Genomic DNA, 25,204 nt, shown 5'->3' with positions numbered 1-25,204 from the left:
GGCTGGGGCGCTTCCGGGCGTCGCCGTTCGGGCGTGGAGGGGGCTGAGCCCGATGCTGCCGCTGCCGCGGGGCGCTGGCGCGTCTGCTGCTCCGCCGCAAACTCCGCCTGCCGGTCGACGGGCGCATCCTCCACGAGCCATTCGACGCCCGCTTCGGCATGGAAATGCAAAAGCGCGGCGAGCTCGGCGGCGGTCATGTCGCGGGCGGTAATCATCGGCCTGTTCTAGTCGAGCGCCGGGCAGAAGCAAAGAGTTTCGTACCGGTCGCCACAATATGATCGGCGAGGCCGCTTGTCGCAGAAGCCGGTGCGGTCAGCCGGCCTTCAGCGCGGGTGGCGCGGCGCGAAAACGCTCGCCCGCCCAGTCGAGGAAGCGGCGCACCCGCGGCTGGGCGGCGGTTGCCCGCCGCGCCACCATCCAGACCTCCGCGGGCGGCGGCTGCAGCCGGTTTTCGAGGCGCACGAGGCCGTGCTCCGGCAGGACGATGCAGGCGGGCAGGAGCGCGATGCCGGCACCGGTCGCGGCCATGTCGCGCTGCGCGACGACGCTGGACGAGCGGAAGACAGAGCGGCCGCCGAGATCCCCGAGCCGGCGATAGGTGGCGACCTCGGCGAGCGAACCGGCGGCATGGATGACGTCGTGTCCGTCGAACCCGGTCGCATCCGCGGCAAGCGGCCGCGCGCGGGCATAGCCCGGCGAGGCGTAGAAGTCCCAGTCGAGCCGGCCAACACGGCGGCCAACCATGTCGGTCGGCGCGGATTCGAGCGGTGTGATCATCACGTCGAACTCGTCCGCCGGCAGCACGAAGAGATTGTCGTAGACGGAAAGCTCGGCGGGTTCCCCGGTGTGCTCCCGCCAGCCGGCGAGTGCCGGTGCGGCGAACACCGCCGACAGCACCTCGCAGGTGGCGAGACGGAGCGGCACCGGGCTCGCCGCAAGGGCAGTATTGGCGTGGCCGACCAGCGCCTCGACCTGCCGCGCCGTCTCGATCAGTCGCTCGGCGGCCGCCGTCGGCCGCAGCCGCCCGTCTTCCAGCCGCCGGAAGAGTGCCGCATCGAGCGCCTGCTCGATCGCCTGCAGTCGCCGCGACATCGTCGACTGGTTGACGCCGAGCCGGCGCGCGGCAGCGGTCAAGGTGCCTTCCGTCGCGATCGCGAGAATGGTCTGAAGGTCGCTCCAGTCGGAGATCATCGGGGTATCCGCCCATGCATGGTCCCATGCAAAATTGCGGATTGCCGTGGGGCTGTCAATTCCGCGAGAAGGGCGCGAACGGAGACCGATCATGACATTCGACAAAGACACCTATCTCGCCCGCATCGGCCTTGCCGATATCGACATGCGCCCCGACGCCGAGGGTTTGGCGCGGTTGCAGGCCGCCCAGATCGGCACGATCCCCTTCGAGAACATCGACGTCCTGCTCGGGACGGTGCCGGATCTCGACCCCGGCGCAGTGTGGCGGAAGACCGTTACCGGCGGCCGCGGCGGCTACTGCCTGGAGCTCAACCGGCTCTTCGGCGAAGCGCTCGCCGCCTTCGGCTTTGCGGCGACACCCGTCCTCGGCCGGGTGCGCATGGGGGCGCCCTCGGGCGGGCCGCGCGCCCATCACGCCTTCGTCGTCACCGTCGACGGCCGCGAATGGCTGGCCGATACCGGCTTCGGCGGGCCGGGCCCGCGGCGGCCGGTCGACCTTTCGACGGAGGCACCGCAGTCGATCGCCGGCGAGCGCTTCCGCGTGGTGCGCGACGCGGCAAGTGGCGAACAGGTGCTGCAGCGGCTGAACGGCGAGGCGTGGTTCCCGCTCTACGGCATCGACCGGGTGCCGGTCGCGCCGCCCGATTATCTCGCGGCCAACGTCGTCTGCGCGCGCTGGGAGGCCTCGCCCTTTCCGCAGCACCTGATGATGACGGTCGGGCGCGACGACGGACGCCTAAGCCTCTTCAACCGCGATGTCCGCCACGTGCGCGGCGACCGGATGGAGGAGCGGACGCTCGCCTCGGAGGCGGAGCTTGCAAACCTGCTGGTCGACTCCTTCGGCCTGAATGTGGACGCATCGACCATCGCGCGGGTCTGGGCGAAGATCGGCTGAGGGTTCCCACCTCCCCCTCGAGGGGGGAGGTCGCGCGGAACGCGCGGGCGGGGGTGACACGTCGTCATCCGTGGAGGTTCACCCCACCCCGGACCTGCGGTCCGACCCTCCCCCTCAAGGAGAGGGTGGTCGTCACGCCGCCCATTGGGCGATGTCGTCGCGCTCGCCGATGAGTGCCAGGCCGTGGGCGATGGAGACGAGTTCGCCGCCGGTCTCGATGCGGGTGGCGTCGAAGCGTTCGGTGAAGATGCGCCGCACTGCGGGGACGAAGGAGGTGCCGCCGGTCAGGAACACCTTGTCGATGTCGCCCGTAGACGTGCCGGTCGAGGTGAGAACGTCGTCGAGCGCGCCCTCGATGCGGGCGAGGTCGTCGGCGATCCAGCTCTCGAAATCGGCACGGCGCACGGTCTTGCGGCCGGCGGCGCCGAGCGGGGCGAAGTGGAACTCGGCCTCCTCGGCGGAAGAGAGCGCCATCTTGGTCGCCGAGACCGCCTGGTAGAGCGGATATCCTTCGTCGTGCTCGACGAGGTCGATGAAGAGTTCGAGCTTTTCCGGCTCCAGCGCCTGGCGCACGAGGCCCTTCAGGTCGGCATATTCGCGCGAGGTCTTGAAGACCGAGAGCTGATTCCAGCGGGAGAAGCTGGTGTAGTAGTTGCTCGGCACGTCGAGCACCTTGCCGAAGCTTGAAAACCGGCTGCCCTTGCCGATCTCCGGCGCGACGAGGTGGTCGATGATGCGGGCGTCGAACTGGTCGCCGGCAATCCCGACGCCGGAATGGCCGATCGGGCGGGCGGTGACGCGCCCGGACGACGTCTCGAAGCGGATCAGCGAATAGTCGGTGGTGCCGCCGCCGAAGTCGGCGACGAGAACGGTCGCATCCTGTTTGAGGTGCCGGGCGAAGTAGAAGGCCGCCGCCACCGGCTCGTAGACGTAGTGGATCTCGGGAAAGCCGAGGCGGGTCAGCGCTTCGTTGTAGCGGGTGATGGCGAGCGCCGGATCGGCGCTGGCGCCGGCGAAATGCACCGGCCGGCCGACGACGAGGCGTTTTGCCGCCTGCGGCCAGCCATCGCCGGCATAGGCTTCCAGCCGCTTCAGGAAGACCTCCATCAGGTCCTCGAACTGGAAGCGGCGGGCGTGGATGAGCGTGCCCTGGAACAGCGCCGAGGCGGCAAACGTCTTGATCGACTGCAGGAACCGGCATTCGCCCGGATTGTCGATGAAGGCGCGGATCGCCGCCTGTCCGGCCTCGACCTTCAGCGCCCCGGCGCCGAGCGCCCTGTCCTTCATGAAGGAAAGCGCGGTGCGCATCGTGTCCGCCGTACCGGCGGACGAGGTGAAGGCGACCGAGGCGGTCGCCGCCGCGGCATCGTCGGCGACTGCCAGAACCGTGTTCGTCGTGCCGAAATCAAGACCCAGCGCTTCAGCCATGGCCGCCGCTCCCAAACCGTTCGTGTGATGCTTGAAACGGGCGAAGCGCCCGAACGCGAAACGGGGCGTCGTCAAGCGCGCCCCGCAATGGAGGGCGGCTATTGCCACGAAGGGAGAGGGAAGGCAAGGGTGGAAAATGACTTGGTATCAGCGCGACGTGCGCCGGGCGAACCAGACGAGCACAAGGCCGACGAGGGCGAGGCCGGCGCCATAGGCGATCCACGGGCTCTGGTCGATCATGAAGCTGGAGGCCGGATAGGGGAAATAGCCGCTGCCCTGGCCGATCCAGACGAGGCCGATCAGCAAGGCGATCACGCCGAGCAAGGTGAGTGTCCGTCGCATCGACATGGCTCCGTTTCCCGACACAGGCACCGATCGGCGATCGCGTCCGTCACTGCTCGCCGAGGCGCACGAAAATGTGCCCCGCCTCCCGGTCCGCTAGAAGACGGGGCGAAAGACGGGCGTTCAGCGCAGGAAGCGCCGTGAGCTCCAGAGCACGATCAGGCCGAAGACGGCGACGAGCGAGCCGTTCGTCGTCCAGACGCTCTGTTTGGTGATGAAGTCGGACGCCGGCAGATGGATCGTGCCCATGCCATGCGCCACCCACGCAAGGCCGACGGCGATGATCAGCAATCCTGCGACCGTCAGTGTCGTGCGAACCTGTTCCAAATTTTCCTCCCATGGAACGATTTGTCGCACCTACTATAGCGCAAGTCCTATGTGACACCAGCGCTTTTTGCGACAATCGGTCGCACCCCTCCCGGCGCCGGAAAAGCGCCGGAAACGCGGGGCGCGGGAAGCTCAGATCGAGCGGGCCGCACCGCCGTCGACGCGCAGCATCGTGCCGGTGACGTAGCTTGCCGGGACCGAGCAGAGGAAGGCGGCGGCGGCCGCGAACTCCTCGACCCGTCCGAGCCGGCCGGCCGGGATCGTCTTCACCGAGGCGGCGCGCACCTCCTCGACCGAGCGGCCGGAGCGCGCCGCATTGGCGCCGTCGAGCTCGTCGATGCGGTCGGTGTGGATGCGGCCGGGCAGCAGCATGTTGGCGGTGACGCCGAAGCCTGCGACTTCCGTCGCGAGCGTCTTGTTCCAGCCGACCAGCGCACTGCGCAGCGTGTTGGAGAGCGCGAGATTGGGGATCGGCTCGAAGACGCCCGACGAGGCGACGGTCAGGATGCGGCCGAAGCCCTGCGCCTTCATCTGCGGCAGCAGCGCGTTGGTGAGCGCGATCACCCGCACCACCATCGACTGGAAAAAGCCGTCGAGCTTTTCCGGCGTCATCTCTTCCGCCGTGCCGGGCGTCGGGCCGCCGGTGTTGTTGACGAGGATGTCGATGCCACCGAGTTTCTCCGCGACCGCCTCGACCATCGCCGGCACGAAGTCGGCATCGGTCAGGTCGGCCACGACATAGTCGGCCCTGCCGCCCTCGGCCTCGATCGCCGCGACATTGGCGGCGAGCCTGTCGGCGCTGCGCCCACAGAGCAGCACATGCGCGCCTTCCGCGGCGAGCGCCCGGGCGATGCCGAGCCCGAGCCCGCGCGAGGAGGCGAGAACGAGCGCGCGCTTTGCCGAAATGCCGAGATCCATCCGTGGTCTTCCTTCCTTGCCCGTTTGCGTTTCGGCAAGCTAGCAAGCGGACGGAGGCAGGGGAAGGGGAAGGGCCGCCGTCAGAAGGGCACCTTGCCGGGGTTGAAAAGGCCCTTCGGGTCGATTGCCTGCTTGATGACCCGGGCCAGTGCCTGCTTCTCTGGAGCGGCGAAGGCCTCGTAGGCGTGGCGCTTCTCGCGCCCGACGCCGTGCTCGGCGGAAAACGAGCCGCCGGCCTCGCGGATGCCGCTATAGACGGCAGCTTCGACGGCGCGCTGTTCGGCCTCCGGCAGCGGCCCGGGTTTGATCAGTGTGATGTGCAGGTTGCCGTCCGCGACGTGGCCGTAGACATAGGCCGCATAGCTGGCGTCGATCGCTTCGAGGCGTGCCGCAAGCCCCTCGACATAGGCGTCGAGGAAGGTCGGCGGCACGGAGATGTCGAAGGAGGCGGCATCCGGGATCGCCGTATAGTAGAAGCCGGAGTCCTCCCGGATATCCCAGAACTTTCGTGCCTGGTCGAGCGACTGGGCGACGATGCCGCCCCGAAGTGCTGCCGGTTCCCAGAGGGCTTCGAGGCCTTCTTCCAGCGCGGCCGTCGCAGCCTCCACGGTTTCCGCCGACAGCTCGATGAGAAGCGCCGCAGCGCCGTCCTCCAGCCAGGAGAGGTCGAAGGTCTTCAGGGCCGCGTGATCGCGGATATAGCGTGGCCACATCATTTCGGCGGCCTCCAGCGTCACGCCGGAGAGGCCCCGGAAATGCCTTATGACGGCGAGCGCTGCGGCGGCATCGGTGACGCCGAGGAAGGCGGTCGCGCGGTGGGGGCGCAAGGGTTCCAGCTTCAGAACCACCTTCGTCACGAAGCCGAAGGCGCCTTCACCGCCGATGAACAAATGCTTCAGGTCCGGGCCGGCCGAGACCTTCACCACCCGGGTCATGTCGTGGAAGATCTCGCCCGAGGGCAGGACCGCTTCCAGCCCGAGCACCTGGTGGCGCATGACGCCGTTGCGGAAGGCGAGGATGCCCCCGGCATTGGTGGAGACCATGCCGCCGACGGTCGCCGAACCGCGGGAGCCGAGGTCGATGCCGGTCGTCAGCCCATGGCGTGCCGCCGCCTGCTGCAGCGCTTCGAGCGCGACGCCGGCCTCCACTTCCGCGGTCATCTCGTCCGGCCGGATCGAGAGGATGCGGTTGAGCCGCGCGGAGGAGAGGATGACTTCGCCGGCCCGGCTCACATTGCCGCCGACGAGGCCTGTAAGCCCGCCCTGCGACACGACGGCGACGCCGTTTTCCGCGCACCAGCGCACCAGCGCCGCGGCGGCCGCCGTCGTGCCGGGCTGCGCCATGACGCCGCCGGCGAAATTGTCTGGATGCTCGCCCGGATGGCGGCCCGAGAGCTCCGCGGGCCCGAAAACGGCAAGCTCCGGATGGAGGCCGCGCAGATGGTCGAGGAGTTCGGCGGGCGAAAAGCGGGCGGTGGTCATGGGCGATCCGGACGTTTCTCTGGAGGGACGGAAGGCGTCGCCGAGCCATGCACCGGGCGGGGTCTCTTGGCAAGCCGCGATGGCCCTGTCCCGTTTCGTTGCACCGCGGAAAATACCGGCTTGACGCGGCGGCGTTTCGGGCCCATCTGGTGGGGCGTCGCGACAAAAGTCGCTCCACCCGAGGATACTCCAAATGGACCCTGACAGTCGAAGATCGAACACGTTCTACCGTTCCGTCCGGTAAGGGCACGACCTTCGCGTCCGCTCCGGACGGCAATAAAAAGCCCGAAGGAGCATATCCATGCTGCGCATCTATTTCCGCGAAGCAGAGCGCCTCGTTCTGCGTGAGAAGTCCGAAGAAGCCGTCACCGAAATCACCGCCGCCGACGATGCCGTCGCGGCGAGTGTCACACCGGTCCTCTGGTACGACCTCGTGAGCCCGACGCAGGCGGAGAGCCGGCATGTCGAACAGGCGCTCGGCCTGGCGATCCCGACCCGCGACGAGATGGAGGAGATCGAGCTTTCCGCCCGTCTCTACCAGGAGGACGGCGCGGAATTCATGACGCTGACGGCGCTCACCAATCTCGACGGCGACACGCCGGCGAAGACGCCGGTCACCTTCATCCTCAAGGGCGGCACGCTGGTGACGGTGCGCTATGCCGATCCGAAGCCCTTCCTCGCCTTCGTGCACCGGGCACTGCGCGTCAACGCCCAGGCCTATGGCTGCGGCGAGGAGGTGATGCTCGGCATCGTCGAGTCGATCGTCGATCGCATGGCCGACGTGCTGGAGCGCATCGGCAACGAGATCGACGGCATCTCGCGGGAGGTTTTCCGCGGCAAGGCGACGCCTTCGACCAAGAAGACCAAGGACCTGCAGTCGCTGATCGAGCAACTCGGCCAGAAGGGCGATTTCCTCGGCGGCGTGCGCGAGAGCCTCGTCAGCATTTCCCGCCTCGTCGCCTATCATGCCGCGCTCGAAAGCCCGCAGCGCCGGCCGAGCAAGGAAGTGCGCCAGCGCGTCAAGATGCTGCAGCGGGACGCGGTCTCGCTCGGTGACCACGCGACCTTCCTCTCCGGCAAGGTGAACTTCCTGCTCGACGCGACGCTCGGCCTCATCAACCTCGAGCAGAACCAGATCATCAAGATCTTCACCGTCGCCTCGGTCGTCTTCCTGCCGCCGACGCTGGTCGCCTCCGTCTACGGCATGAACTTCAACCTGATGCCGGAGCTGCAATGGCACCTCGGCTATCCCTGGGCGATCCTGCTGATGCTGCTGTCGGCCGCACTTCCCTTCCTCTACTTCAAGCGCCGGGGCTGGCTGTAAGGTGCTCAAAGATGCCCGACGAGGCGACGGTGAGGACGCGGCCAAAGCCCTGCGCCTTCATCTGCAGCAGCAGTGCATTGATCTGCCGGGCAAGCGCCTGCTTCACCGGCTCGACAAGGCACCGGGCCGTCACTCGAACTCCAGTTTGGCGAGTTCGGCGGCGATGAAGTCGAGGAAGCTGCGGGTCTTGGCCGGCATGTAGCCCCGGTTCGGATAGACGGCAAAGAAGGGAACGGTCACCGCGACGTCTTCGATGAGAACACGCTCCAGCCGGCCGTCTGCGAGATCGTCATGCACCAGCCAGCGCGGCATGACGGTATAGCCCATGCCTTCCCGGGCGGCGAGGAGGAGCAGGGTCTCGTTCGGGCTTTTCAGCACGGTGCGGAAATGGACCGGCGTCGCCTTCTCGCCGTTCCCGAGCGTCACGCGACCGTCGCCGGCGACCGGGGAGTAGGCGAGGAGGGGGCTGTCGTTGAGATCGGAAATCGCGGTTGGACGGCCGGTCCGGTCGAGAAAGGCGGGGGCTGCGACGAGCACGAAGAGCACGTTCTGCAGCTTCCTGAGGATAAGCCCTTCCTCGGGTTTTGCCGTGACGCGCAGCGCAAGATCGAAGCCCTCCTCGACGAGATTGACGATCCGGCCGCTGACACCGAGGTCGAGCTGGACCTCGGGGAACTTCTCGCGATAGGTGGCGAGCAGCCGCGCGAACGCGCCGTTGGCCATCCAGATCGGCAGGCTGACCTTCAGCGTGCCGCGCGGGGTGACCGTCGTCTGCGCGATGCGTGCCTCGACATCGTCGAGCCCCTCGATCAGTGCCCGCACCGTCTCGCGGTAGAGTGCGCCGGTCTCGGTCAGGCTGACGCTGCGGCTGGTGCGATTGAGGAGGCGTGAGCCGACGCGCTGCTCCAGATGCTGCAGATGCTTGCTGGCCATGGCCGGCGAGAGGTCGAGCCGCTCCGCCGCTGCCGTGAAGCTGCGCAGATCCGCGACCGAGAGAAAGACGCGAAGGCTGGCCAAGGTGTCCATGATCATCAACTCATGAGAAATTCTGGATCAATATTGGGCATCATGATCGCCTGAGAGGAAAAGTATAGATCTCTTTTCATCGGGCTGTACCGAAGCCCCCAAGATCAAGGAGAGAGACATGAACACGACCACCACCAGCCTTCAGACTGCCGCCCCCGCTCGGGGCTGGACCATCGGCCTCTGGATCGCCCAGATCCTGCTCGCCGCCTTCTTTGCTTTTGCAGCCTACATGAAGCTTCTGATGACGCCCGAGCAGCTTGTCGGCATGGGGCTCGCCTGGGCGCAGGAGTACCCGCTGTGGTTCGTCCGCGGGATCGGCCTTGCCGAGCTGGCCGGCGTCCTCGGCATCCTCCTCCCGGCGCTCACCCGCATCCAGCCGGGTCTCACGCCGCTCGCCGCCCTCGGTTTCACCGCGATCCAGGTGCTGGCGATCCTGTTCCACTTCTCGCGCGGCGAGGCGGCCGTCACCCCCTTCAACTTCGTTGTCCTGGCCGTTGCCGTCTTCGTCTTCTGGGGCCGCACCCGCAAGGCGCCGATCTCGGCTCGCTGACGCCATCCGGGGAACGGTCCGGAGAGCCGGACGGTTGTCTCCCCTTTCCATGAGAATGATACCATGACCACCGCCGCGCTTGCGCTCGCCGAAACCCTGGCCTCGACCGGACAGCCCGAACGACTGCGTTATGGCGCCGTCGAATTCGCCGTCACCGATCTCGACCGCTCCGTCGCCTTCTGGACCCGCACGCTCGGCTTCAAGGTCCGCGCCGAGATCAACGACGTCGTCGAACTCGGAACGGAGGCCGAAACCCTGGTCGCCTTCCGCAACGGCGCAAAGCACCCGGCTTCTCCCGGTCATTCTGGTCTCTACCACATCGCAATCGGCGTTCCCGGTCAGGCCGAGTTTTCCCACCTGCTCGCGCATCTGGTGGCACTCCGCCTGCCGATCGCCCCGGTCGATCACCTGATGTCCAAGGCGATCTATTTCGACGACCCGGATGGCCTGGGGATCGAGATTGCCTATGAAACACCGGAACGCTTCGGTCGTTTCGGCGATTTCGAGCGCGGCTTTGCGCTCTACGACGCGGAAGGACGACCGCACAGCGGTCGGGAGCGGCTCGATCTCGAGCAGGAGCTTGCGCATCTGGATGGCCGCCTGGTCGACCGGCGGATCGCAGATGGGACGACCATCGCCCATATTCATCTGCGGGTTCCGGACCTCGCAGCGCCAATTACCTTTTTCGAACAGCTCGGTTTTGCCCGAAATCTCGTGCTGCCGCATCTCGGTTTTGCCGATCTCGGCGCCGGAGCCGCCTATACGCATCGGCTGGCGATGAACACCTGGCAGGGGCGGGGGCTGACGCCGGCGCCCGCCGACATGGCGCGCCTGCTGGCTTATGAACTCGTCGTCACTGACGCAGCTCTCTTCGAGACGCTTGCCAGCCATCCCGAGGCCGCGGTCGGGGGCCGCCACATCGCGTTTTGCGATCCGACCGGGGCGGAGGTCAGGCTGCGCCGCGCCTGAGGCAACGCGCCGCTGCGCCGCTCCTTGTCCTCTCCCGAGGCCGCCTTGGCTACCGTCCGCCGCCCATCGCATGCCCGACAAGGTGCCGCATTGACCCTTACGTTCACGTAAGATATTCTCGCACTTCGTACCGCCTGCCGGAAATTGCGCCTCGGCGCGTCGCGCTTCGGCTCGACATCGGCCGCGGCTTTTGAGAGAAGGGGGCCTGAATGGGGATCAGGCCCGAGCGGAGAGAGAGACGATGAGCGAACAGGAACTGCCCGAGCGCGAGAGCATGGAATTCGACGTGGTGATCGTGGGGGCGGGTCCTGCCGGCCTCTCCGCGGCCATTCGCCTGAAGCAGGTCAATCCGGAGCTGACCGTCGTCGTCCTCGAAAAGGGCGCGGAAGTCGGCGCGCACATCCTCTCCGGCGCCGTCGTCGATCCGATCGGCATCGACCGCCTGCTACCCGGCTGGCGCGAAGACGAGGGGCACCCCTTCAGGACGGAAGTCACCGACGACCAGTTCCTGTTCCTGGGACCTGCCGGCTCGATGCGCCTGCCGAACGCCTTCATGCCGCCGCTGATGAACAATCACGGCAACTACATCGTCTCGCTCGGCAATGTCTGTCGCTGGCTGGCGACCAAGGCCGAGGAACTCGGCGTCGAGATCTATCCGGGCTTCGCCGCGACGGAAGTGCTCTACAACGACCAGGGCGCGGTGATCGGCGTCGCGACCGGCGACATGGGCATCGAGAAGAACGGCGAGCCGGGCCCGAACTACACCCGCGGCATGGAACTTCTCGGCAAGTACGTGCTGATCGGCGAGGGCGTGCGCGGTTCGCTCGCCAAGCAGCTGATCGCGAAATTCGATCTTCAGAAGGATCGCGAGCCGCAGAAGTTCGGCATCGGTTTGAAGGAACTCTGGCAGGTGAAGCCGGAGAACCACAAGCCCGGCCTCGTCCAGCACTCCTTCGGCTGGCCGCTCGACATGAAGACCGGCGGCGGCTCCTTCCTCTATCATCTCGAAGACAATCTCGTGGCCGTCGGCTTCGTCGTCCACCTGAACTACAAGAACCCCTATCTCTTCCCGTTCGAGGAGTTCCAGCGCTTCAAGACCCATCCGACGATTGCGCCGACCTTCGAGGGCGGCAAGCGGCTCTCCTACGGTGCCCGCGCGATCACCGAGGGGGGGTACCAGTCGGTGCCGAAGCTCTCTTTCCCCGGCGGCGCGCTGATCGGCTGCTCGGCCGGTTTCGTCAACGTGCCGCGGATCAAGGGTTCGCATAACGCCGTCCTCTCGGGCATGCTGGCGGCGGAGAAGATCGCCGACGCCATCGCGGCCGGCCGCGCCAACGACGAGCCGGTCGAGATCGAGACCGAATGGCGCGCGACCGATATCGGCAAGGACCTGAAGCGGGTCCGGAACGTCAAGCCGCTGTGGTCGAAGTTCGGCACCGCGATCGGTGTCGCACTCGGCGGCCTCGACATGTGGATCAACCAGATCTTCGGCACCTCGCCCTTCACCCTGAAGCACGGCAAGACCGATGCGGCGTCGCTGGAAGCGGCCGCCAAACACAAGCCGATCGCCTATCCGAAGCCGGACGGCGTCTTGACCTTCGACCGTCTCTCCTCGGTGTTCCTGTCGAACACCAACCACGAGGAAGACCAGCCGGTGCACCTGCAGGTGAAGGACATGGCGCTGCAGAAGTCGTCGGAACTCGGCGAATTCGCCGGTCCGTCGACGCGCTACTGTCCGGCGGGCGTCTATGAATGGGTCGAGAAGGACGGGGAGCAGGTCTACGTGATCAACGCCCAGAACTGCGTCCACTGCAAGACTTGCGACATCAAGGACCCCAACCAGAACATCAACTGGGTGCCGCCGCAGGGCGGCGAGGGTCCGGTCTATCCGAACATGTGATCGGGGCGGGGAGGGGAATTTCCCTCCCACGCACTCTAGTGGCAGTGCACCCGCCCGGCCTTGTTGTCCATATGGCAGCACTGGCCGGGTGGCGAGCTCTTGCGACAGCCGCCGCCGTGCGCCCATGCGGGACTTGTCATTCCCATCACGAGGATGGAGATTGTCGCCACCAAAACCTTCATCAACTCCCCCAACAGCTTAGGGTAATGGTCGCACATGGATGTTGACGGCGCAAATCTCTGGCAACGGGCTCTTTCCCGCATCCCCGCGCCTGCGGCGATCTTCGCGACGGGCAAGGGGCTTGCGAAGCCTCTCGGCGTCGCCACGGGCTTTGCCGACCTGGAAGGCCGCAGGCCCTTCACGGCGGAGACTCCGGTCCGCATCGCCAGCAATACCAAGACCTTCGTCGCCGCGACGGCCTTGCGACTATGGGAGCGGGGTCAACTGGATCTGGATACGCCGGTCGCCGCTCTTCTGACGCCGGCGCTGACGGAACTCTTGCAGACTGCCGGCTATGAGACCGGCGAGATCACCGTTCGGCACCTCCTCAGCCACAGCGCCGGGATTTTCGATCATACCGGCACGGAGCGCTTCACCGACGTGATCCATGAGGCACAGGACCATGTCTGGACACGAGAGGAGCAAGTGCGGCTCTCATGTGTTTCGTCCGGCCCGACGGCGTCACCGGGCGTCGAGTTCCGCTACTCCGACACCGGTTACATACTGCTCGGCGACATTCTCGAGCGCGTGTCCGGCCGGCCGCTTGCCTTTCTGGTGCGGCAGGAAATGCGCTTCGATGAACTGGGAATGACATCGGCATGGTGGGAGAAGGAGGAGCCGGCGCCGGCTGGTATCGCACCGCGTGCACGCCAGTTCATCGGCAAAGAGGAGTTCACCGCCCTCGATGCATCGGCCGACCTTTTCGGCGGAGGCGGTCTCGCCATGAATGTCCGCGATCTCGCGCGCTTCATGGCACATCTTTTCGAGGCACGCATCTTTCAGCGGCCGGAAACGGTTGCGGAAATGCTGTCCGCTGGGACGCACAAGGGGGCGGAAGAGTACCGCCTCGGACTGTTCTCGCGCTTTGTCGGCGAGGTCGAGGTCTTTACCCATGCCGGCTTCTGGGGGACTCTGGCCTGCTATAGTCCAGACAGCGGCGTTGCCGTCGCGGGCTGTACTCTCGACAAGGAATATTTCGGTGAGCTGGAGCGGATCGTTGAAGAGTTCCTGCTCGCTGTTGCCTGAACCTCTCGCAAGAGGCACTTGCGAAGGAGACGTTGCGGCGATAAGCGATAGATGAAAGGTCAGCAGACCTGACCGAACGAGAACCGAGTGGCCGAGATCATGCAACAAGACGCTCTTACTTTCGCCATCCGTCCGAACGCCAGCCCGATGCCGGAGGCGGACCGCCTCAAGGCCTTCGAGAACCTCGGCTTCGGCACGCTCTTTTCCGACCATATGGCGGTCATCCGCTGGAGTGCCGACAAGGGCTGGCATTCGGCGGAAGTGACCGCGCGGGCGCCGTTCCCGCTCGATCCGGCCGCGGCCGTGCTGCATTACGCCCAGGAAATCTTCGAGGGCATGAAGGCGTACCGCGCCGCCGACGGTCGTGCCGTGCTCTTCCGCCCGGAGGAGAACGCCCGCCGCTTCAACGAATCCGCCCGCCGCATGGCGATGCCCGAGCTGCCGGAGGCGCTGTTCCTCGAGGCGGTCGAGCAGCTCGTGCGCGCCGACGCCAAATGGATTCCGGCGGCAGAGGGCAGCAGCCTCTACCTTCGCCCGTTCATGTTCGCCTCGGAAGCCTTCCTCGGCGTGCGTCCCTCGAAGGAATATATCTTCTGCGTCATCGCCTCGCCGGTCGGCCCCTATTTCAAGGGCGGCGCCAAGCCGGTCAGCATCTGGGTGTCCGAGCACTATACCCGCGCTGCCGCCGGTGGCACGGGTGCGGCGAAGTGCGGCGGCAACTATGCCGGAAGCCTCGTGGCGCAGGCCGCCGCCTATGAGCACGGCTGCGACCAGGTCGTCTTCCTCGATGCCGCCGAGCATCGCTGGCTGGAGGAACTGGGCGGCATGAACGTCTTCATCGTGATGGCCGACGGTTCGCTGGTTACCCCGCCGCTCGGCGGCACGATCCTGCCCGGCATCACCCGCAAGTCGCTGATCGCGCTTGCGAAAGACCTTGGCTACACGGTGCGCGAGGAGCGCTACGCCTTCGAAGACTGGAAGGCGGACGTGGCGAGCGGCAAGGCGAAGGAAGCCTTTGCCTGCGGCACAGCGGCTGTCGTCGCCGCGATCGGCAAGGTCAAGTCGCCGGATGGCGAGTTCGTCATCAATGCGGGCGAGACCGGCCCGGTGACGGCGAAGCTCCGCGATACCCTCGTCGGCATCCAGCGCGGCCAGACCAACGACGCCCACGGCTGGCTGAAGGTGCTCGAAGGCGTCTGATCTCCGACGCCGCGATCACGAAGGAATCTCAGGAAGGGCCTGCCCGTTGCGGACAGGCCTTTTTTGTTAGCGCCCTAGCCGCGCAGAATCTTCGCCATCGGCCTGCCCTTGGCGAGTTCGTCGATCAGCTTGTCGAGATAGCGGATGTCCCGCATGGTCGGTTCCTCGATGTCCTCCAGCCGGACGCCGCAGACGACGCCGGTGATCGACGTTCGGGCGGGGTTCATCCGCGGCGCCTGCGCGAGGAAGTCCTGAAAGCTGGTGTTCTTCGCGAGCTGATCGGCGAGCGCCTCGGGGCTATAGCCGGTCAGCCAGCCGATGATCTCGTCGACCTCCGCCTTCGTGCGTCCCTTCCTTTCCGCCTTCGCGACGTAGAGGGGATAAACGCTGGCGAAACTCGCCGAATAGATGCGATGCGTCGCCATTCCTCCTCCCTGACCCTTCGCCCGTTCCCTCCAAGATAGGCGGCGCCGGAACGACGGCAAGTCCCTGGCTGCCGGTCGCGGGAGTTCCATTACCATTTCTCCATATTGATGCATATCAACTTCAGTATGTATCGATCGACTACTGTAGCGATGGCCGCAACGGCAAACGGATGCCGGCGGTCCGCAACAATTCAAGCGTCGACAGGTATCGACAGGAGGTTGACCATGAAAGGCATTTTGACTTCGGCACTCGCGCTTGCACTGACGTCCACCCTTTTGGCCAGCGCCGTGGAGGCGCAGCCCTTCTCCGGTCGCGGCATGGGCTGGAGTGGCGGCGGCATGATGATGAACAATCCCGGTCGCGGGCGCTTCCCGATCATCGATACCGATGACAACGGCGTCATCAGCGCAGAGGAAGCCGCCTCTGCCGCCGAGGAAGTCTTCGCGGCGATGGACGCCGACGACAACGGCGAACTGACTATGGAAGAATACATGACCGTCCGGATGGGGCCGCAGGACGGCTGGAACAAGGCACGCCAGGAGGCGCGTGAAAAGCAGAAGGCCGACCGCTTCGGCACGCTCGACGCGGACAAGAACGGGACCGTCAGCCAGGCCGAGTTCATCGCCGGCGCCAAGGCCCACTTCGCGGCTGCCGATGCCGACAAGGATGGCTCCGTCACCCCGTGGGAATGGCGCAGCCAGCAATGGAACTGATGCTCGCCGCGGGTGGGTGACTGCTCGCAATCGTCATGTGAAGCCCGGTCGTCACCAGGACGGCCGGGCATTTTCGTTTGTGTTCAGGCCCTGCGCGACAAGGGTGCCGGCCGAGCATGCCAACGACGCACGGCTGGCTGACGTTGCTCGAGGGCGCCTGATGCGCTTCGAGCCATTGGGGCCGTCGCCGAAGATCAGGCGATGGCGGTAACCACATGGCCGCGGATGCGACCGCTGATCGGGCCGTTTCCGAACCGTCCGGCGATTGCCGCGGCCACCTTGTCTGTGGCGACGCGCAGCAGTTCGGCGTTGCGAGCCGTGATCTCGTTGCGGAACGGCGTGCCCTGGCAGTAGGCAATGGCGGCGTGCATGGCCGATGGCGCGGGGCTGCCGGTCTCTATCGTGGTGATTTCAATGTCGCTGAAGCCTGCCGCCTCGACATCCCGCCGGATGCGCTCGGTATCGAAGTAGCCATGCGGCGTTCGCGACATGAACATCGGCGGGTCGCCGGGAAAGACGTCGGCCAGCGTCTGCTCGACGATATGGGCGAATTCATTGTCCTCGATCCGGTCCCATGTGCTGAAGGCGTAAAGCCCACCCGGCCGCAGGACACGCCGTGCCTCCTTGTATCCGGCGACCCGGTCGGGAAAGAACATCACGCCGAACTGGCAGCAGACCGCATCGAACATGCCGTCGTCGAACGGCAGGCTGAGCGCGTCGACCGGTTGCCAGCTCAGGCGCTCGTCCGGCGGTTGCCGGTTTTGCGCCTGCGCCAGCATCGGCGGGTTGAGGTCGGTGACGACATAGCGTGCCTCGCTCGAGAGCAACGGTGCAAGCGCCCGGGTGAGGACACCGGTGCCCGCCGCCGTCTCCATGACCGACATGGGAGAGCGGGCGGCCACGCGCGCCGCCAGATCCTCGGCAAATTCCTGAAAGATCATCGGCACCATATACTGGTCATACAGTTCCGGTATAGCGCCGCTGAACGTCTTGTCGGTGGTTTCCATAAGGCTTCCTCCCTTCAATCAGGCGCGGGCGGCATTATACCGGCTTTTCACGCCTCCCGACAGCGGCAAGCGGCGACGCCATGGCGCCGGTCTTTTGCGAGCGGAGGAAGAAGGTCGAAACGCCCGATCCGTCAGGCACCATGATCCGGTTCGTTGCCGCCTGAAAGGCGGGCACTTATCTGCGGCGCGACAGGATGCCGGTCGAAAGCGCCACGCCGATGCCGGTGACGAGGGCGGCGATGATGTCGACGGGGCCGATCGTCTCGCCGAGAAGGAATGCGCCGCCGAAGGCCGCCATGACAGGGACGAGGGCGGCGAAGGCGGCAGCCGGCGTGCTGCCGAGGATGCGAACCGCCGCGCCGTAGGCGACCGTGGCGGCGAGGCCCGAAAGCAGGCCCTGTGCCACCACCTGGATGCCGAGAGCCTGGACCCCGATGCCGCTGAAATCGACGCCCACGGTAAACGCAAGACCGATATGGCTCAGGAAGGACCAGACGGCGATGAGCGCACTGCCTTCGAGCGCCCCGAGTCCTGACCGCCGGAAGGCGTGGGTGTAGACCGCCCAGAAGGTGGCGGCGACGGGCAGCAGCAGATAGCCCTGCCAGGCGATATGCTGTGCCTCGATCAGGCTTGCGAGAAGAAGCGCGATGCCGAGCAGGATGGCGCCGAGGCCGGCGAGCCTCAGCCGGTCCGGCCGTTCGCGGAAGACGGCGATGCCGATCAGCGCGGTCGCGAGCGGCATGGCGCCGACGAGCAGCACGCCGGCAGCCGAGGCGGGTGCGAAACGCAGCGCGAAGGCGGCGAGGTGGAAGAACGGCGCCCCCGATCCGCAGACCATCAGGAAGAGCACGAGCGGTGACACGCCACGGGGCATGAGCCCGGTCCGCAGCCAGACGGGCGCGAGCACGAGAGCGGGAACGCCGAAGCGGATCAGGCCGAGCTCGGTGGCGCCGATCGCCCCCTGCCGCCCGTGACGGGTGGCGATTACCCACACCGCCCAGATGACCACGGTCACGAGCGCTGCGGCATATCCCGATGCTTTCGACGGCACGGCTGCCTCCTGCAGGCTTGCATGGACCATGGCCTTCTCCCCCTCGATTTGGCTGTTCGCTGATATACTAGGGGTTGGGACGTGGCATGTCCTTGCCATTTGCGGCCACTTGCGACATAGGGCTTGGCATTTTCCGCCACGAAGACGGCAAAGGCTTATCGGATATGCCAAATCTCGATGCATTTGATATGCGCATCCTGTCGGTCCTGCAGGAAGACGCCCGTGCGAGCAACGTCGACATCGCCGAGAGGATCAACCTGTCCCCGACACCTTGTCTCAGGCGTATCCGCAATCTCGAGAAGGACGGCGTGATCCGCGGCTACCGGGCGGAGGTCGACCGCAGCAAGGTCGGGCTCGGCCTGACGGTGTTCGTGGAGATCAAGGTCGGCCAGCACAACCGTGCGAGTTCGGACCGTCTTCAGGAGGCGTTGCTCGCCGTGCCGGAAGTCGCGTCGTGCCATCTGGTCTCGGGCGAGGCGGATTTCCTCGCCGAGGTGGTGGTCGCCGACCTCGCGGCTTATGAGACGCTTCTCACCGAGACGCTGCTCGACCTGCCGGGCGTCACCGACATCCGCTCGAACTTCGCGATCCGGACGGTGAAGACGGGTGGGCCGCTGAAGCTTCCGCCGCCGCAGTCGTAAACGCCGTTCCGCCACGCGGGACCGGCCTTAAGTCTCCGTTAACCATAAATTCCTTAAGTTGTTGCTCATACGAGCGCAACCTGGGGAACCGATCATGCCGATCTCTCGCCGTGGATTCCTGGCTGGACTGCCGCTGCTGCTTGCAGGCTGCACCACGAATTCCGACTACGCCAATTACGGCCCGATCGCCGGCGAGCCTTACCCGATCAAGCGGGTGCCGCTCGATAAGTTCAAGCCGGAACTGCGCCGCCAGGAGGTCGCCTACGCGACCAACGAACCGGCCGGCACCATCGTCGTCGATACGCCGGCACGACGGCTCTATTATGTGCTCGGGGAGGGACGCGCGATCCGCTACGGCGTCGGCGTCGGCCGCAACGGCTATGCGCTCGCCGGCCATGCCTACATCGGCCGCAAGGCCGAATGGCCGGGCTGGACGCCGACCGGCAAGATGATCGCCCGCGATCCGCGCAATCGCCGCTACGCCGGCGGCGTTCCGGGTGGCTTGTCGAGCCCGCTCGGCGCCCGCGCGCTCTACCTCTATCGCGGCGGCGGCGACACCATGTTCCGCATCCACGGCACCACGCAGCCTTGGTCCATCGGCCAGGCGATGTCGAGCGGCTGCATCCGCATGATGAACCACGACGTCATCGACCTCTACAACCGCGTCAAGGTCGGCGTGCGGGTCCTCGTCCTGCAGGCCTGAGGTCTTGCGTTCCTACGGCTCGGACCGGCCCGTGCCCTCGCGGTTCCGCTCGTATCGTCTTTCGAGCGGAAACGGCGGCAGAAAGGACTCGCGCCGGATGGTCCAGAGCTCGTAGCTCGGCCTGAACTGGTCGGGCGCGTCGAGCGAGCCGAGGTTCACCTCGATCTCGTCGCCGCTGCGCCCGAAGACGGGCGAGCCGCAGCGCGGGCAGAAGAACCGACCGCCATAGTCGCGGGTCTCGCCTTCGATCCTCACCGCATCTTCGGGGAAGATCGCCGAGGCATGGAACAACGCCCCGTGATGCTTGCGACAGTCGAGACAATGGCAGATGCCGACCCGGTAGGGCCGCCCCGACGCCGCTAATCGGACGTTGCCGCAGAGGCAACCACCGGTGACCTGATCCATGCCGCGTCTCCTCCGTTGATTGGTTGAACGAGTTATCTACTACATCCGGTACGATGCTCGCAATTTGCCGCTGCGCCCAGGTCCGCCTCCGCGGCCTGACGTCCTGTTTCGCGGCCGGCCTCAAAAAGGCGCGAATCAGGGGTGGTAGTCCAGACCGACCAACCAAGCCGGGAGTCGTGTCTCGTGTTTCGATCGTGCCGTCGCACCGCGACAAGCCTTGCCGTCGCCATCCCGTTGCTCCTCGGGCCGGTTTCTGCTTCATCCTCAGAGCCGATGATCGACCGCGAAGGGCCGTTCAGGATGGGCGAGGGCTATGCCGAGCGGCCGGCGACCTGCGAGACGATCAAACAATGGATCGATCACGCACCGGCGACCGACGACCGGATCACGCTGACGATCACCGGCCGGCTGGCGGCGGTGCAATGGGACGGAACGCTCGCCTATCTGGTGATGTGCGAGGAGAAGGACGTGCAGGTCATGTGCGTCACCTACAGCAAGGAGGGGCGACATGTCGGTGATACCGTCCTCTTCGCCGGCGGCTATGCGCGCTACGGTGCGCGGCGGATCATGCTCGATCCCTGTCTCGCAGCCCCCGGGGAGTGAACGTCGGGAAAGGAATACGGGCGGAGCGGAGACCATGCGCATCAAGGCAATCTTCAATCGCGACGGCGGGACTTTCAAGACCGCGGACATGGCCGAGGTCTCGGCGCTTGCACGTCAAATCTTCGCCGCCCGGGGACATGAGCTCGAATGCATCATCGTCAGCGGGAGCGAAATACTGCCCGTGCTCGCCGCGGCGGTGCGCGACGCCGATGCGCTGCTCGCCGGCGGCGGCGACGGCACCATATCGGCGGCCGCCGGCGTCGCATGGAAGGCCGGCCTGCCGCTCGGCGTGGTGCCCGCCGGCACCATGAACCTCTTTGCCCGGTCGCTGCGCATCCCGCTCGACCTTCGGGCAGCGCTGGAGACGCTCGCGGCAAGCCCGGTCCGCGCCGTCGACATCGCCTCGGTCAACGGCCGGCCTTTCGTGCATCAGTTCTCGGCCGGCCTCCACGCCCGCATGGTCCGGATGCGCGACGCGAAGACCTATGCCTCGCGCCTCGGCAAGATCGCGGCGAGTGTGCGGGCCGCACTCGGCGTAATGCTGAAGCCGCCGCGCTTCGAAGTCGTCTTCGACATCGACCACGATGGCCGCAGCGAGCGTCGCATCGTCTCGGCGATCTCGATCTCCAACAATCCGTTCGGACAGAGGCCGCTCTTCTTCGCCGACGAGCTGACGGGCGGCAGGCTCGGCGTCTATCTCACCGACGCTCTGGAGCCCTGGGGTGTGGCGAAACTCGCCTTCGACATCGCCCGCGGCCGGATGAAGGAGAACGCCGCCGTCACTGCCGCCACCGCCGAGACGATCCGTCTGCATTTTCCGCGGCATCCGCGCGGGGCACACTGTGTCGTTGACGGCGAACTGGTGCGCATGCCGGACCGGCTGGAGGTGCGGATCCATCCGGGCGAGCTGCAGGTGCTGGCGCCGCCGGTCGCTCCGGATGCCTGATCCGAACGCCGGATACGAAAAGAGCCGCCCGGGCAGGGCGGCTCATGGGTACGGTCTGTTGATGCCGGCGATCAGAACTTGAAGTTCACGCCGACCTTGCCGGTGTGGTAGCGCTGGTCGACTTCGATGCCGAGCCCGCCGTCGACCGTGTAATCGGTGCTGCCGAAGTCGTAATACATGTATTCGGCCTTGACCGACCAGCGCGGCGAAATGGCATATTCGACACCCGCACCGGCCACCCAGCCGGTATCGGTCTTGGTGGTGCTTCCGCTGGTGCCGGCACCATTGTCGGTGCTCATCTCGAAGCGGCCGATGCCGAGACCACCGGTGCCGTAGACCAGCAGCTTGTCGAAGCTGTAGCCGACGCGGCCGCGGACCGTCGAGAGCCACTTGGCGTCGCTGGAGCAGGTGAAGGCCGGGTTCGGGCAGTCTGTGTCGCCCTCGATACCGGAGGCGGAGATGTCGGCTTCAAGACCGAAGACCCAGTCGCCGGACTGGAAGTTGTAGCCGGCCTGCGCGCCACCCAGCACACCTTCGCCCTCGTGGTCGGCCGTGCCGCCGAGATCATAGGTCCAGTCGATGATCGACTTCCCCCCGCCGAGATGGGCGCCCAGGTAGAAGCCGGACCAGTCGCTGGAGACTGGAACCGCGAGGGGAGCCGACATGTCGGCCGCGGTTGCCGGCACCGCCATGGCGGCAAACACCAATACGCGTGCGAAATTCCTGATCATTGCGTCGTCCCTCTCGCTGATATCTCGTATATTTCTATATGACGATAAGGGAACGGGCAATTCGCGGGCGCGCTATTTCTGGTTGCGTATCCAAAGTGCAACAGTCAGGCGGCTATCGTTGATCTATGCCAGTTTTCTGCCGCGCGAAGCGTGATCGCCCGACTCAGATCCGCGGCAGGTAGGTGCGGTAGTCGAAGTCCGAGACGGTGCGCAGGTAGGTGATCGCCTCCTTGCGCTTGGTGTCGCCGTAGAGCTTGCGATAGGCCTCGCCGAAGGTGTCGGCGATGAAGGCGGAGGCGCGGAAGCGGTCGACGGCCGTCAGGAAGTCGTGGGTGAGCATGTCCGGATTTTCCGGTGCGCTGTCGGGCGTGGTGACCGGGCCGGGATCGAGGTCCGCGTCGAGGCCGAGCAGCATGCCTCCGAGGATCGCGGCGAGCAGGAGATGCGGGTTGGCGTCGGCGCCGGCGACGCGATGCTCGACGCGCGCGGCGGGACCGTCCTTGTCGGGAATGCGGATCGCCGTGCCGCGGTTGCCGAAGCCCCAGTCGACCTTGTCGGGGGCGAACGAGCCCGGCTGGAAGCGCCGGTAGGAATTGGCGAACGGCGCGAAGATCAGTTGGGCATCCTGCATGCTCTTCAGCATGCCGGCAGTCACCGATTTGAGCCGCACGGGGTCGCCGCCCTTGACGTCGAGGATGTTCTTTCCGTCCTTGTCGATGATGCTCGCATGGACGTGCAGGCCGGAGCCGGCCTGGTCGCCGTAGGGCTTGGCCATGCAGGTGGCCTTGAGGCCGTGGCGGCGCGCGGCGAAATCGACGACGCGCTTCAGGTAGATGCAGTCGTCGGCGGCCGCCATGGCGTCCGGACGGTGCAGCAGGTTCACCTCGAACTGGCCGGGGCCGAACTCGGCGGTCGTGGCGTCCGCCGGCAGCCCCATCTCGTCGCAGTAGCGCCGGACCGTCGCGAGATAGTCCTCCATCGCCGCCGTCGCGCTCATGTCGTAGAGCTGGAAGCCGTTCGGCTCGCCGCGATAGGTGAGGCCCTTCGGCGGCATCGGCCGGTCGCTGTCGCGCCAGCCGTCGTCGATCACATAGAATTCGAGCTCGGTCGCGACCACCGGGGTGAGGCCGCGTTCGGCGTAGCGCTCCAGCACCCGGGCGAGGATCGCGCGCGGACAGACGAAATGCGGCTCTCCGGCAAGCGTGTGCATGGTGGCGAGCACCTGCTTGGAGCCTGCCGGTCCCCAGGGCATTGTCGTCAGCGAACGCCGGTCGGGCACGCAGATACCGTCGGGATCGCCGAGCGTCAGCGAAATCCCGGTGATGTCGTCGTTGTCGTCGCCCCAGATGTCGAGCGACTGGGTGGAGGCGGGCAGGCGGACGGTGTTCTTCCAGACCTTTTCCTCGGCGCCGAGCGGGATCATCTTGCCGCGGAGGTCGCCGTTCATGCCGACGAGCAGGACTTCGATGCGGGCGGAGGGATCGACTGCGGGGTGGAGGGCGGCCTGGGAAACATTCGTCATGAAAAAGCTCTCGCCGGTTCGGCTGAAGGGGTGATCGCGGGCGGGGAGGCCGGCAAATCGACGCCCTTGCCAAACGCATTTGGGAAGGTCATCTTCGTAGCCGATAACGTTCCGCCTTTCAATCAGGCAAGGCAGCGAGACGTATGCCGGGCAGGCCGCAGGGTCTGCCCGTATTCGGTCTTGCGGTCTGCTAACAGGGCGGCCTGCAAACAGGACTGTCGCCATGAACAAGCCCGTCGCCCATTCCAATCTCGGCGCCATCGACGCCGCCCACCATCTGCATCCCTTCTCCGACATGAAGAAGCTCAATGCGGACGGCACGCGCATCATCCACCGGGCGGAGGGCGTCAACATCTGGGACCAGAACGGCAAGAAGTATCTGGACGCCTTCGCCGGCCTCTGGTGCGTCAATGTCGGCTACGGCCGCAACGAGATCGCCGAAGCGGCCTATCGCCAGATGCAGGAGCTTCCCTACTACAACACCTTCTTCGGGACGACGACGCCGCCGACCACGCTGCTCGCCCAGAAGATCGCAAGCCATGCCGGCCCGACGCTCAACCACGTCTTCTTCACCAATTCCGGATCGGAAGCCTCGGATACCTGGTTCCGCATGGCGCGCGTCTACTGGAAGGTGCTCGGCCATGAAACCAAGACGCAGGTGATTGCGCGGAAGAACGCCTATCACGGCTCCACCGTCGCCGGCGCTTCGCTCGGCGGCATGCAGTGGATGCATGAGCAGGGCAACCTGCCGATCCCCGGCATCCATCACATCGGCCAGCCCTACTGGTATGCCGAGGGCGGCGATCTTTCGCCCGAGGAATTCGGCCTGAAGGTCGCCCGCGAGCTGGAAGCGAAGATCGACGAGCTCGGTGAGGAGAACGTCGCCGCCTTCGTCGCCGAGCCGATCCAGGGGGCGGGCGGCGTCATCGTCCCGCCGGAAACCTACTGGCCGGAAATCTCCCGTATCTGCAAGGCGCGCAACATCCTGCTCGTCTCCGACGAGGTGATCTGCGGCTTCGGGCGGCTCGGCTCCTGGTTCGGCCACCAGCATTACGGCTACGAGCCGGATCTGGCGCCGGTCGCCAAGGGCCTGTCCTCCGGCTATCTGCCGATCGGCGGGGTGATCGTCAGCGACCGCGTCGCCGATGTGATGATCGGCGAGCTCGGCGATTTCTACCACGGCTACACCTATTCCGGCCATCCGGTCTGCGCCGCCGCGGCGCTGGAAAACATCCGGATCATCGAGGAGGAGGGGCTGGTCGAGCGGGTGCGCGACGACATCGGCCCCTATTTCACCGAGGCCTGGCGGAGTCTTGCCGACCACGAGATGGTGGGCGAGGCGGTGAATGTCGGGCTGATGGGCGCGGTGCAGATCACCGCCGACAAGGCGACGCGTCGCCGCTTCGAGAAGCCGGATGATATCGGCACGCTGGTGCGCAACCAGTGCGTGGCGAACGGCGTGATCCTTCGGGCAACCGGCGACCGCATGCTCGCCTCGCCGCCGCTCGTCATCTCCCGGTCCGAGGTCGACCAGACGGTCGAAACACTGCGCAACGCGCTCGACTGGCTGAAGGACAACCGCCCGGAGTAAGGTGCGGGCATAGCCTCTTGCATACGAAAGGCCGGTGCGAACCGGCCTTTCGTGTCTTTGCCTGTTTGC

27 protein-coding genes and 1 pseudogene are annotated in these 25,204 nt (G+C 66.1%); 13 read left to right on the top strand and 15 right to left on the bottom strand.

Translation table 11 applies throughout. The annotated features are described in order from the left end of the window. A pseudogene (locus EUU22_RS25810) lies at window positions 1-215 on the bottom strand (uracil-DNA glycosylase); the annotation flags it as partial. Window positions 216-312: 97 nt separating this feature from the next. Further along, window positions 313-1,191 (bottom strand): LysR family transcriptional regulator, encoded by an 879-nt coding sequence (locus tag EUU22_RS07980; protein ID WP_165351108.1) that lies wholly within the window; start codon window positions 1,189-1,191, stop codon window positions 313-315. Between the two features lie 91 nt (window positions 1,192-1,282). Between EUU22_RS07980 and EUU22_RS07975 the strand changes: the two genes are divergently transcribed. Continuing rightward, entirely contained in the window at window positions 1,283-2,086 is an 804-nt protein-coding gene (locus EUU22_RS07975; protein WP_129331467.1) for an arylamine N-acetyltransferase family protein, read from the top strand. A 132-nt stretch (window positions 2,087-2,218) separates the two neighbouring features. On the opposite strand, the gene EUU22_RS07970 is transcribed toward EUU22_RS07975, so the two are convergent. The 5 genes from EUU22_RS07970 to EUU22_RS07950 all read right to left on the bottom strand — a co-directional run bounded on the left by EUU22_RS07970 (window position 2,219) and on the right by EUU22_RS07950 (window position 6,582). After that, window positions 2,219-3,514, bottom strand: coding sequence for an Hsp70 family protein (locus tag EUU22_RS07970; RefSeq protein ID WP_129331466.1), 1,296 nt, complete (start codon window positions 3,512-3,514; stop codon window positions 2,219-2,221). Between the two features lie 147 nt (window positions 3,515-3,661). Beyond that, the gene (locus EUU22_RS07965; RefSeq protein WP_342635413.1) at window positions 3,662-3,862 is read right to left on the bottom strand and encodes a hypothetical protein; all 201 of its coding nucleotides are present in this window, start codon (window positions 3,860-3,862) and stop codon (window positions 3,662-3,664) included. 117 nt (window positions 3,863-3,979) lie between these two features. Then, window positions 3,980-4,183, bottom strand: a complete 204-nt coding sequence (locus EUU22_RS07960) for a hypothetical protein (RefSeq protein ID WP_129331464.1) — start codon at window positions 4,181-4,183, stop codon at window positions 3,980-3,982. 132 nt (window positions 4,184-4,315) lie between these two features. Further along, window positions 4,316-5,101: an SDR family oxidoreductase gene (locus tag EUU22_RS07955; protein ID WP_129331463.1), complete on the bottom strand. Its 786-nt coding sequence runs from the start codon at window positions 5,099-5,101 to the stop codon at window positions 4,316-4,318. 80 nt (window positions 5,102-5,181) lie between these two features. After that, the gene (locus tag EUU22_RS07950; RefSeq protein ID WP_129331462.1) at window positions 5,182-6,582 is read right to left on the bottom strand and encodes an FAD-binding oxidoreductase; all 1,401 of its coding nucleotides are present in this window, start codon (window positions 6,580-6,582) and stop codon (window positions 5,182-5,184) included. Window positions 6,583-6,883: 301 nt separating this feature from the next. Between EUU22_RS07950 and EUU22_RS07945 the strand changes: the two genes are divergently transcribed. After that, window positions 6,884-7,906 carry a magnesium transporter CorA family protein gene (locus EUU22_RS07945; RefSeq protein WP_129331461.1) on the top strand — a complete coding sequence of 341 codons (1,023 nt, stop codon included), beginning with the start codon at window positions 6,884-6,886 and terminating at the stop codon, window positions 7,904-7,906. Here the strand turns inward: EUU22_RS07945 and EUU22_RS25220 are convergent. Beyond that, entirely contained in the window at window positions 7,884-8,039 is a 156-nt protein-coding gene (locus tag EUU22_RS25220; protein ID WP_165351107.1) for a hypothetical protein, read from the bottom strand. The genes EUU22_RS07945 and EUU22_RS25220 overlap by 23 nt on opposite strands. Then, complete coding sequence (locus EUU22_RS07940) at window positions 8,036-8,932, bottom strand: LysR family transcriptional regulator (RefSeq protein ID WP_129331460.1); 897 nt, start codon at window positions 8,930-8,932, stop codon at window positions 8,036-8,038. Before EUU22_RS07940 ends, EUU22_RS25220 begins: the two co-directional genes overlap by 4 nt. A 118-nt stretch (window positions 8,933-9,050) precedes the next feature. Here EUU22_RS07940 and EUU22_RS07935 point away from each other — a divergent pair, with 118 nt between their 5' ends. The 5 genes from EUU22_RS07935 (at window position 9,051) to EUU22_RS07915 (ending at window position 14,796) form a co-directional block, all read left to right on the top strand. Next, on the top strand, window positions 9,051-9,482 hold the full coding sequence (locus tag EUU22_RS07935) for a DoxX family protein (protein WP_129331459.1): 432 nt from the start codon (window positions 9,051-9,053) through the stop codon (window positions 9,480-9,482). A 63-nt stretch (window positions 9,483-9,545) separates the two neighbouring features. Continuing rightward, on the top strand, window positions 9,546-10,451 hold the full coding sequence (locus EUU22_RS07930) for a VOC family protein (RefSeq protein ID WP_129331458.1): 906 nt from the start codon (window positions 9,546-9,548) through the stop codon (window positions 10,449-10,451). Window positions 10,452-10,692: 241 nt separating this feature from the next. Further along, entirely contained in the window at window positions 10,693-12,351 is a 1,659-nt protein-coding gene (locus tag EUU22_RS07925) for an electron transfer flavoprotein-ubiquinone oxidoreductase (RefSeq protein WP_129331457.1), read from the top strand. 216 nt (window positions 12,352-12,567) lie between these two features. After that, window positions 12,568-13,596: a serine hydrolase domain-containing protein gene (locus EUU22_RS07920; protein ID WP_129331456.1), complete on the top strand. Its 1,029-nt coding sequence runs from the start codon at window positions 12,568-12,570 to the stop codon at window positions 13,594-13,596. Between the two features lie 99 nt (window positions 13,597-13,695). Further along, entirely contained in the window at window positions 13,696-14,796 is a 1,101-nt protein-coding gene (locus EUU22_RS07915; RefSeq protein ID WP_129331455.1) for a branched-chain amino acid aminotransferase, read from the top strand. Window positions 14,797-14,870: 74 nt separating this feature from the next. On the opposite strand, the gene EUU22_RS07910 is transcribed toward EUU22_RS07915, so the two are convergent. Next, on the bottom strand, window positions 14,871-15,221 hold the full coding sequence (locus EUU22_RS07910; protein ID WP_129331454.1) for a DUF2200 domain-containing protein: 351 nt from the start codon (window positions 15,219-15,221) through the stop codon (window positions 14,871-14,873). Between the two features lie 225 nt (window positions 15,222-15,446). Between EUU22_RS07910 and EUU22_RS07905 the strand changes: the two genes are divergently transcribed. Further along, a complete protein-coding gene (locus EUU22_RS07905; protein WP_165351106.1) occupies window positions 15,447-15,935 on the top strand; it encodes an EF-hand domain-containing protein in 489 nt (162 codons plus the stop codon). A gap of 194 nt (window positions 15,936-16,129) precedes the next feature. Here the strand turns inward: EUU22_RS07905 and EUU22_RS07900 are convergent, their stop codons facing one another. Both EUU22_RS07900 and EUU22_RS07895 read right to left on the bottom strand, forming a co-directional pair. Further along, the gene (locus EUU22_RS07900) at window positions 16,130-16,942 is read right to left on the bottom strand and encodes a class I SAM-dependent methyltransferase (protein ID WP_129331453.1); all 813 of its coding nucleotides are present in this window, start codon (window positions 16,940-16,942) and stop codon (window positions 16,130-16,132) included. A gap of 175 nt (window positions 16,943-17,117) precedes the next feature. Then, window positions 17,118-18,023 carry a DMT family transporter gene (locus tag EUU22_RS07895; protein ID WP_129331452.1) on the bottom strand — a complete coding sequence of 302 codons (906 nt, stop codon included), beginning with the start codon at window positions 18,021-18,023 and terminating at the stop codon, window positions 17,118-17,120. A 134-nt stretch (window positions 18,024-18,157) separates the two neighbouring features. On the opposite strand from EUU22_RS07895, the gene EUU22_RS07890 reads away from it, so the two are divergent. Continuing rightward, a complete protein-coding gene (locus EUU22_RS07890) occupies window positions 18,158-18,634 on the top strand; it encodes an Lrp/AsnC family transcriptional regulator (RefSeq protein WP_129331451.1) in 477 nt (158 codons plus the stop codon). Window positions 18,635-18,728: 94 nt separating this feature from the next. Continuing rightward, on the top strand, window positions 18,729-19,337 hold the full coding sequence (locus tag EUU22_RS07885; protein WP_129331450.1) for a L,D-transpeptidase: 609 nt from the start codon (window positions 18,729-18,731) through the stop codon (window positions 19,335-19,337). Window positions 19,338-19,349: 12 nt separating this feature from the next. Here EUU22_RS07885 and EUU22_RS07880 read toward each other — a convergent pair whose 3' ends face one another. Beyond that, a complete protein-coding gene (locus EUU22_RS07880; RefSeq protein WP_129331449.1) occupies window positions 19,350-19,742 on the bottom strand; it encodes a GFA family protein in 393 nt (130 codons plus the stop codon). Window positions 19,743-20,015: 273 nt separating this feature from the next. On the opposite strand from EUU22_RS07880, the gene EUU22_RS07875 reads away from it, so the two are divergent. Together EUU22_RS07875 and EUU22_RS07870 are read left to right on the top strand one after the other, a co-directional pair. Then, window positions 20,016-20,345: a hypothetical protein gene (locus EUU22_RS07875; RefSeq protein WP_129331448.1), complete on the top strand. Its 330-nt coding sequence runs from the start codon at window positions 20,016-20,018 to the stop codon at window positions 20,343-20,345. A gap of 34 nt (window positions 20,346-20,379) precedes the next feature. After that, window positions 20,380-21,291, top strand: a complete 912-nt coding sequence (locus tag EUU22_RS07870; RefSeq protein WP_129331447.1) for a diacylglycerol/lipid kinase family protein — start codon at window positions 20,380-20,382, stop codon at window positions 21,289-21,291. Window positions 21,292-21,362: 71 nt separating this feature from the next. Here the strand turns inward: EUU22_RS07870 and EUU22_RS07865 are convergent, their stop codons facing one another. Together EUU22_RS07865 and EUU22_RS07860 are read right to left on the bottom strand one after the other, a co-directional pair. Beyond that, complete coding sequence (locus tag EUU22_RS07865; protein ID WP_129331446.1) at window positions 21,363-22,022, bottom strand: outer membrane protein; 660 nt, start codon at window positions 22,020-22,022, stop codon at window positions 21,363-21,365. Between the two features lie 163 nt (window positions 22,023-22,185). Further along, window positions 22,186-23,544, bottom strand: coding sequence for a glutamine synthetase family protein (locus EUU22_RS07860; RefSeq protein WP_129331445.1), 1,359 nt, complete (start codon window positions 23,542-23,544; stop codon window positions 22,186-22,188). Between the two features lie 223 nt (window positions 23,545-23,767). On the opposite strand from EUU22_RS07860, the gene EUU22_RS07855 reads away from it, so the two are divergent. After that, a complete protein-coding gene (locus tag EUU22_RS07855; protein WP_129331444.1) occupies window positions 23,768-25,135 on the top strand; it encodes an aspartate aminotransferase family protein in 1,368 nt (455 codons plus the stop codon). Window positions 25,136-25,204 lie beyond the last annotated feature (69 nt).

The sequence above is a fragment of the Ciceribacter ferrooxidans genome, assembly GCF_004137355.1.
In the GTDB taxonomy this organism is placed as follows: Bacteria; Pseudomonadota; Alphaproteobacteria; order Rhizobiales; family Rhizobiaceae; genus Allorhizobium; species Allorhizobium ferrooxidans.
The sequence above is the reverse complement of the archived record's forward strand: the minus strand, read 5'-3'. Positions and strand labels throughout refer to the sequence as shown.

What these genes read in the sequence shown, in the direction of transcription:
- EUU22_RS07980 (WP_165351108.1), bottom strand. Translation starts at nt 1,191, where the DNA reads ATGATCTCCGACTGGAGCGACCTTCAGACCATTCTCGCGATCGCGACG.
- EUU22_RS07975 (WP_129331467.1), top strand. Translation starts at nt 1,283, where the DNA reads ATGACATTCGACAAAGACACCTATCTCGCCCGCATCGGCCTTGCCGAT.
- EUU22_RS07970 (WP_129331466.1), bottom strand. Translation starts at nt 3,514, where the DNA reads ATGGCTGAAGCGCTGGGTCTTGATTTCGGCACGACGAACACGGTTCTG.
- EUU22_RS07965 (WP_342635413.1), bottom strand. Translation starts at nt 3,862, where the DNA reads ATGTCGATGCGACGGACACTCACCTTGCTCGGCGTGATCGCCTTGCTG.
- EUU22_RS07955 (WP_129331463.1), bottom strand. Translation starts at nt 5,101, where the DNA reads ATGGATCTCGGCATTTCGGCAAAGCGCGCGCTCGTTCTCGCCTCCTCG.
- EUU22_RS07950 (WP_129331462.1), bottom strand. Translation starts at nt 6,582, where the DNA reads ATGACCACCGCCCGCTTTTCGCCCGCCGAACTCCTCGACCATCTGCGC.
- EUU22_RS07945 (WP_129331461.1), top strand. Translation starts at nt 6,884, where the DNA reads ATGCTGCGCATCTATTTCCGCGAAGCAGAGCGCCTCGTTCTGCGTGAG.
- EUU22_RS07940 (WP_129331460.1), bottom strand. Translation starts at nt 8,932, where the DNA reads ATGGACACCTTGGCCAGCCTTCGCGTCTTTCTCTCGGTCGCGGATCTG.
- EUU22_RS07935 (WP_129331459.1), top strand. Translation starts at nt 9,051, where the DNA reads ATGAACACGACCACCACCAGCCTTCAGACTGCCGCCCCCGCTCGGGGC.
- EUU22_RS07930 (WP_129331458.1), top strand. Translation starts at nt 9,546, where the DNA reads ATGACCACCGCCGCGCTTGCGCTCGCCGAAACCCTGGCCTCGACCGGA.
- EUU22_RS07925 (WP_129331457.1), top strand. Translation starts at nt 10,693, where the DNA reads ATGAGCGAACAGGAACTGCCCGAGCGCGAGAGCATGGAATTCGACGTG.
- EUU22_RS07920 (WP_129331456.1), top strand. Translation starts at nt 12,568, where the DNA reads ATGGATGTTGACGGCGCAAATCTCTGGCAACGGGCTCTTTCCCGCATC.
- EUU22_RS07915 (WP_129331455.1), top strand. Translation starts at nt 13,696, where the DNA reads ATGCAACAAGACGCTCTTACTTTCGCCATCCGTCCGAACGCCAGCCCG.
- EUU22_RS07910 (WP_129331454.1), bottom strand. Translation starts at nt 15,221, where the DNA reads ATGGCGACGCATCGCATCTATTCGGCGAGTTTCGCCAGCGTTTATCCC.
- EUU22_RS07905 (WP_165351106.1), top strand. Translation starts at nt 15,447, where the DNA reads ATGAAAGGCATTTTGACTTCGGCACTCGCGCTTGCACTGACGTCCACC.
- EUU22_RS07900 (WP_129331453.1), bottom strand. Translation starts at nt 16,942, where the DNA reads ATGGAAACCACCGACAAGACGTTCAGCGGCGCTATACCGGAACTGTAT.
- EUU22_RS07895 (WP_129331452.1), bottom strand. Translation starts at nt 18,023, where the DNA reads ATGGTCCATGCAAGCCTGCAGGAGGCAGCCGTGCCGTCGAAAGCATCG.
- EUU22_RS07890 (WP_129331451.1), top strand. Translation starts at nt 18,158, where the DNA reads ATGCCAAATCTCGATGCATTTGATATGCGCATCCTGTCGGTCCTGCAG.
- EUU22_RS07885 (WP_129331450.1), top strand. Translation starts at nt 18,729, where the DNA reads ATGCCGATCTCTCGCCGTGGATTCCTGGCTGGACTGCCGCTGCTGCTT.
- EUU22_RS07880 (WP_129331449.1), bottom strand. Translation starts at nt 19,742, where the DNA reads ATGGATCAGGTCACCGGTGGTTGCCTCTGCGGCAACGTCCGATTAGCG.
- EUU22_RS07875 (WP_129331448.1), top strand. Translation starts at nt 20,016, where the DNA reads ATGATCGACCGCGAAGGGCCGTTCAGGATGGGCGAGGGCTATGCCGAG.
- EUU22_RS07870 (WP_129331447.1), top strand. Translation starts at nt 20,380, where the DNA reads ATGCGCATCAAGGCAATCTTCAATCGCGACGGCGGGACTTTCAAGACC.
- EUU22_RS07865 (WP_129331446.1), bottom strand. Translation starts at nt 22,022, where the DNA reads ATGATCAGGAATTTCGCACGCGTATTGGTGTTTGCCGCCATGGCGGTG.
- EUU22_RS07860 (WP_129331445.1), bottom strand. Translation starts at nt 23,544, where the DNA reads ATGACGAATGTTTCCCAGGCCGCCCTCCACCCCGCAGTCGATCCCTCC.
- EUU22_RS07855 (WP_129331444.1), top strand. Translation starts at nt 23,768, where the DNA reads ATGAACAAGCCCGTCGCCCATTCCAATCTCGGCGCCATCGACGCCGCC.